Raw genomic sequence first — 5,914 nt, 5'->3', positions numbered from 1 at the left:
GCCTTGACCACCGGCCCGTACTCGTCGTCCCACTCCTCCTCCCAGCACGATTCGTCCGCGCCGTCGGTGGCGTGGTCCGTGTGGTCCGTGCCGTCGTTGTTCAGCGTCATGTGTGCACCTGCCCCTTCGTCGTGCCCGTGTCCAACGGCGCTTGCTCCGGGCCTGTCACGCCGTACCGGCCGCACAGGACCGGTCGGCGGCCGTACAACCGCCGGCTGCGCGAATGCCACCACTGGTCACGCTATGTAAGGGGCAGGTGCGTTGAGTAGTGGAAAAGCAGGAAATCACCCGAACCGGAAACTCCGCTTTTGTCGGGGAATCCGCCACCCTCCGGACCGCCCTGCGGGAGGCCGGGCGGCTACGCGCCCGCCACGGCGTCACCCCGTACGATGTCCTGCCGCGTTGAGGGGCGGCGCGGTCAGGGCGTACGGGAGGCGTAGGCGCCGAACGCGCGGGCAGCCGCCGACACGGACTCCCCGGCAGAGCCGATGGACGCCCCGGGGCCGGCGGCCAGGGCGAGCGAGAGGGGCGCGGTGCCCGTCGCGCCGTCCACGGAGACCCGGCAGTCGACCGACGCCAGGGGCATGGCCGCCTCCGGTGGCCGGAGTGGCGAGACGGCGAGCTCCGCACCGTGCAGGCCGACACCGGCCTCTCCCAGGGCTTCGGAGATCTCCCGTGCCAGGATGTCCGCGTTGTCCTCTAGCGAGGAGGCGTGCAGGCCGAACCGCTTCTCGAACGCCACCACCCCGAAGCCGCGCAGCGTCGTGACCCGGGCGCACAGTGCGGTGGAGCTGTAGATGCCGTGGCGGTGCAGGACGTAGACGGCGACCATGGCCGCCCGCAGCGCGCTGCCGACCGGATCGTCCGTGTCCCGGGGAAGGCTCCAGTGCCACTGGCGCGACTCCAGCCGGACCGGCGCGTGCCCCTGCGCCAGCGCTTCGAGGCCGACTCCCGGCGAGTCGCCCAGCAGCCACCATCCGCCGTGGTCCACGGCGAAGAGGCGGCCCGTCTCGTCCACGGCGAGCAACGAGTCGCCGTCCGTGCGGCCGAAGGGGAAGAGCCGCGTGCCGGTCGCCTCCGCCAGTTCGCCGAAGGCGCGGTGGGCGTGCTGCGCCAGGGAGGGATCAACGACGGCTCCCGTGGCCGCGACGCGTTCCCCCGGCCCCAGAGGGGCGACGCGCAGGCCGTGGAACTCGCACAGCGCCCGCTCCGCGGCCTCGAAGAGCTCCCACCCAGCCGACCGCGGGCCCGGATTGAGGGAGACGACGCTCAGCACCTCCAGCAGCGCCGTCATCGCCTGCTCCCGCACGTCCCGGCCGGGGCGCCAGCCGCTGGCCCTCAGGGCTGGATACTCCAAGTTCATCCGCCCAGGATCTGCACGGACAGCCGCTCCAGGAGGGCCGTGCACGAGCGGCACACCGGGGCGGGCTTGCCGTGCTCGGGGTCGCCGTGCTCGCGGATCTTCCGGGACATGATCGCCGAGCCCTCGAAGTGCGGACGCGCCTCGTCCAGAGTGGTCGTACGGCCGTCCCCGCGCTCCTGGTCCAGGCGCCACAACTGGTCGGAGATCAGCGCGGATTCGGCGCAGTAGCCGATGAACGGCTCCCTGAGTTCCGCGGGGAGGGCGTCGAAGAATTCCCGCACCGCCGGGTGCAGGTCCGGCTCCCCTTCCCCGGTCAGGTTGGTCTGGCTCACCACCGTGCCTTGGACGAGCAGGGAGGCGGCCACGCCGGGCACGCTGTCAGGCATAGAAGTCCTCCGCATCCTGGGTGTCCCCCCGCAGAAAGTTCAAAACGGCCTGCAACGCGTCGTCGGCCAGGTAGTAGTTGCCGGTGTGGTGCAGGAGGAAGTAGCGTCCCCTGCCGTCCACCAGGAGGGCGGCGCCGTCATAGGTGTCGTACCCCAGCGGGAAGAGCTCCTCCCCCAATGCTTCGGAGAGCTCCTTGATCTCCTCGGCATCTCCTTCGAAGGGAAGTTCCGGTTTCGCAACAAAGTAGTTCTCGGGACTTTCGCGAAAGAAAATTTTGAGGCCTCCGTAGTTCCGGACGAAGGCCCGTGCATGCTCCGAAGGCGTGAGGGTGACCCCGTCGTCGGCCGCCTGCTCCTGAGCCTTCCGGATGAGCACGTCTGCCTCGGCGCCGATGTCCCGTTCCGGGCTCCAGCCGTACCGCCGGAACCAGGCCTCGGCCTCCTGCCGAGTCGTAGGGTATCTCATCGCTCCTGTGTCCTTTCCTTTTGTTCACCTGTGGGCGGTCACTCCGAGAAGGGGGAGCATGTGTTCGCAGGAAGTACACGGCGGCTTGTAATCGCCGTGGAGGAGCCTCCCTTCGGAGGTTCTGGAATCACCGATCTGCCGAGTATGGACCATGGCCCCCGACAGCGCTTCGCGCGCATCTTCCATCGTACGGATTTTTGTTCCGCCGGGATCGAGTTGATGCAGCCGGTCGGAGATAAGGGAGACCTCCGCACATTTCCCATGGCCTGCACCATTTTTCAGCCCTTTTGCCGTGATCTCGGCCTCCGCCTGTTTCAAGGCGTCCGCGACAGCGGGATGGGTTTCGGGGAATTTCATGCCGTGTTTCTGAGTGGTGCTCGTGTGCGATGTGATGACACCGTCGTGCAAAAGGCTACCCGCACAACCTTTGGTGAGCCGATCCTTTCCGACCGGGTAGTCCCCCTTCTCCCTGACCGGCTCGTCGCGCGCCGCGTTGGCGAGATTCAGCGACTCCTCCTCCAGGACCTGTGTGCGCTCTGCCGGAGACAGGTGGTCCACATGCAGGGCCTCGCCCCGGTGGTGCCGCATCTTTCCGGCGCTGCGCCCGTGCCAGTCCGGCTGGGGGTTCATGGGGCGGCGTTCGGGCCGGTTGCCGTTGCCTCCGTCTCCGCCCCCGCCGTTGGGCGGGCCGCCCGGGCCGCCTCCGCCCGGTTTGTCTCCCTTGCCGTCGGTGGCGTCGGGGACCTTGATGCCGTCGAACTTCTCCTTGGTGTGCCGGTCGTTGGCCTGGTGCGTGCCGGCGATGTTGCGCACGCCCTTGGGGAGCGCGCCGCCGAGGTGGTCGCCGAGCTGCTTGGTGGCCTTCTCCAGGGCGGCCATGCCCCGGTCGGCGACCTCGTTGACCAGGTTGGCGATGTCGTCCTTGCCGCGGGTGCGGCTCTGGTGCCCCCGGGCGGTGCCCAGCTTCCCCGAGGTGCGGCCCTTCATCGAGGTGCTCACCCCGTTGAGGTTGAGGGCGGCGCGGTCGTGTTCGCCCTCGTCGATGTCGAGTTTGCCCAGCAGCCCGCCCAGGTGCGGTATGCCGTCGGCGGAGGCCAGGTGCAGGCCCTCTTTCAGGCCCTCCTTGCCCGCGTCGCCCACCTTGTCCATGTCGACGCCGTCCTGGACGCCGAGTCCGTTGGCGGCGAGCTGTACCACCAGCTCGGCGGCCATGCCCTCCAGCGCGGCCACCGCCGGCTCGGACATCGCCGCGACGATCTCCTCCACCGCCAGGTCCGCGGCCTCCTTCAGGGCCCGCTTCACCGCGATCCGGCACGCTTGAATCGCGCCCGCGCTCAGCAGGGTGGACAGCCCGGCGGTGAACGGGGCGGCGGCCAGGCCGATGCCGACCGAGGCGGCCAGGGCGGCCAGCTCCCCGACCGCCACCGCCTTGCGTCCGGCGATCACGGTGGCCGCCGCGTCCAGCGCGCCCGCGAAGACCCGGGCCGCATCGGCCAGGTCCTTCAGGTGCTTGCCCTTGACCTTGTCCCAGTACAGGGACAGGGCGTCCAGGGCCTCGCTGTCGCCGGAGGAGAGCAGCCGCTGGACGCCGCGGTGGGCCGCCGCGGCGTCCTCGTCGACGTCGTCGGCGAAGTCCCGCAGCTCCTTGGCCATGTCGCGGTAGGCGTCCTCATCGACGTTGGGCCAGCCCACCCCGATCAGGTCCAGCATCGCGTCCGCGCCCTCGGGCAGCACGTACCCCACGGCCCAACTCCCCCCGTATGTAGGTGCGTTCGGTCTGCGCTCGCCCGAACACTGTGCCACACCGGAAGGCGCAGGTCAGACCCATAAATGTCACACCCCCGTCACCGGTGACCGCTCCCGGCCGCCCATCGCCCGGTTCCGTCCGCCGCCGGGGCGATGCCTCGCGCACCGTGAGGTGTCCTGCCGGCGGCACGTGCCGTCCCGCTCGTGATCGAGCTGTTCACGGCAGTGCCCCGCTAATCCCCGGGGCCTCAACACCGTCCGCCTCCGGCATGTCACCCCGCACCGCTCGCACCGGCCGGGACCACGGGCCGGACAAGCGTCTCCTGCTCGGCCGCCGCCGCTGGCGCGGCACGGATACGGGTGACCACGCTGGGTCACGTGAGCCCAGAAACCACCCGCCCCGAGAAGCCCGCTCCCGCCCGCGAGTTCGCCGTGCTGCTCTCCCCCACCCGCCGGGGCGCCCGGTTGGCCCGGCTGCTCACGGTCGCGCACCTGGCCTCGTGGGGGCTGCCCTCCGAGACGGCCGCGCAGCTCGTCGCCGAACTGGCCAACAACGCCGTCCTCCACGGGCGCATCCGCGGCCGGGACTTCCGTCTGGGCCTGCGCGTCACCGGCGGGGCCGTGCTCCGTATCGAGGTGGCCGACGCCCGCGGCGACCGCTGCCCGGCCGTCCCCCGCCCGCCGGTGCCCACCGATGCCGAGTCGGGGCGCGGGCTGCTGCTCGTCGAGGCGCTCGCCGACCGCTGGGGCGTCGAGACGGGCCCGCCGCCTCGCAAGACGGTCTGGGCCGAGGTCGTCCTCACGTCCTGACTCCCCGCCGTACGAACAGCACCGCACATGGACATGCCCGAGACGACGAGCGAGCCCGCCCGCACCGCCCGTGCCCACCTCGGCGTCCCCCGCAGGCTCCGGCTGCTGGAGGACGAGGCGACCGCCGCGCCGTCCCGGGCACCCTCCACGAGCTCACGTACGGCCTCGACATGGTGCTGCGCGAGACGCTGGAGCGCGCCCGGCGAGCTACGACGTCCGCCTCACCGCCACCGCCCGCGAACGTCTCCGCTCCACCGGCCGGGAGCAGGCCCTGCGCACCCTGGGCGGGCTCACCGGCCCGCTCACGGACCCGTACGCGCCGGGCACCACGGCCCTGCTCGGCTCGTACGGAAGCGGGCGGCGGCTGCGCGTGGGCGACCACCGCGCCGTCTGCACCGTCCACGACCGCCGGCGGCGGGTGCACGTCCCCCGCATCGCCCACCGCGACGGGGCCCACCGGCACAGGTGACCGCCGGAACACCACGGCACCCGGGGTGACGGGGAAAGGCCGACGGCGTCCGCCATGCCCGCCGCGTGCGCGGCGGTGGGCGCCCGCACCGCTCTTCAGACGTGTGGGAACCCCGGGTCAATCCCCGCACAAGAGAGCGAGCATCAGGCCGTTCTTCCTGGTGACAGAGGCGAACAGACGCAATCAAGCCATTCGTTTGTTGCGACTGTTTCGTATGCTTCGAATAATGGAAGAGTGTCGAAGAAGGCCCCTGTCGGCATCCACCCGCACCCAAGGGAGCCACACATGAGCAAGACAGACATCCGCCCCGTCCGCCTCCCCCCAGAAGAGACGGAGACGGCCAATCGCGCCCTGTCCCGGGTCCGCAGCTACCTGGAGAAGCACCGTGACGCCCACAAGATCGACGTCACGGTCGAAGGCGAGGGAGCCGAACCGCTCACACTGCCACGAGAAGCGGTGGAGCTACTGGCGACCATGCTCGCCCACATGGCCGCCGGCCGCAGCGTCTCCATCGTCCCGCAGAACGCGGAACTCACCACTCAGCAAGCGGCCGACCTGCTCAATGTCTCCAGGCCATTCCTCATCGGGCTCCTACAGGCCGGAGAGATCGAGTACCGCAAGGTCGGCAAACACCGAAGGATTCCGGCGTCATCGCTGATGGAGTACAAGCGGCG

Annotated in this window: 6 protein-coding genes; 2 read left to right on the top strand and 4 right to left on the bottom strand. The window is 70.5% G+C overall.

Going from position 1 to position 5,914, the window contains the following annotated elements:
• Nucleotides 1-418: 418 nt before the first annotated feature.
• From VE546_RS00030 to VE546_RS00015, 4 genes are read right to left on the bottom strand one after another with little or no spacing between them, the layout of a single operon-like run.
• A complete protein-coding gene (locus VE546_RS00030; protein ID WP_324916157.1) occupies nt 419-1,363 on the bottom strand; it encodes an SUKH-3 domain-containing protein in 945 nt (314 codons plus the stop codon).
• Nucleotides 1,360-1,749 (bottom strand): YwqJ-related putative deaminase, encoded by a 390-nt coding sequence (locus VE546_RS00025; protein WP_324916155.1) that lies wholly within the window; start codon nt 1,747-1,749, stop codon nt 1,360-1,362. Before VE546_RS00025 ends, VE546_RS00030 begins: the two co-directional genes overlap by 4 nt.
• Complete coding sequence (locus VE546_RS00020; protein ID WP_324916152.1) at nt 1,742-2,215, bottom strand: SUKH-3 domain-containing protein; 474 nt, start codon at nt 2,213-2,215, stop codon at nt 1,742-1,744. Before VE546_RS00020 ends, VE546_RS00025 begins: the two co-directional genes overlap by 8 nt.
• Before the next feature lie 24 nt (nt 2,216-2,239).
• Nucleotides 2,240-3,958 carry a YwqJ-related putative deaminase gene (locus VE546_RS00015; protein WP_324916149.1) on the bottom strand — a complete coding sequence of 573 codons (1,719 nt, stop codon included), beginning with the start codon at nt 3,956-3,958 and terminating at the stop codon, nt 2,240-2,242.
• A 381-nt stretch (nt 3,959-4,339) separates the two neighbouring features.
• On the opposite strand from VE546_RS00015, the gene VE546_RS00010 reads away from it, so the two are divergent.
• Nucleotides 4,340-4,771, top strand: a complete 432-nt coding sequence (locus VE546_RS00010; RefSeq protein ID WP_324916147.1) for an ATP-binding protein — start codon at nt 4,340-4,342, stop codon at nt 4,769-4,771.
• A gap of 754 nt (nt 4,772-5,525) precedes the next feature.
• Nucleotides 5,526-5,914: helix-turn-helix domain-containing protein (locus tag VE546_RS00005; protein WP_324916144.1), on the top strand; the 389-nt coding region annotated here is incomplete at its 3' end.

The organism is Streptomyces sp., assembly GCF_035644915.1.
Classification (GTDB): Bacteria; Actinomycetota; Actinomycetes; order Streptomycetales; family Streptomycetaceae; genus Streptomyces.
This window is presented reverse-complemented; position numbering and strand designations above follow the sequence as displayed.

Excerpts from the sequence above, each read along its gene's own strand:
- VE546_RS00030 (WP_324916157.1), bottom strand. The coding sequence starts at position 1,363 with ATGAACTTGGAGTATCCAGCCCTGAGGGCCAGCGGCTGGCGCCCCGGC.
- VE546_RS00025 (WP_324916155.1), bottom strand. The coding sequence starts at position 1,749 with ATGCCTGACAGCGTGCCCGGCGTGGCCGCCTCCCTGCTCGTCCAAGGC.
- VE546_RS00020 (WP_324916152.1), bottom strand. The coding sequence starts at position 2,215 with ATGAGATACCCTACGACTCGGCAGGAGGCCGAGGCCTGGTTCCGGCGG.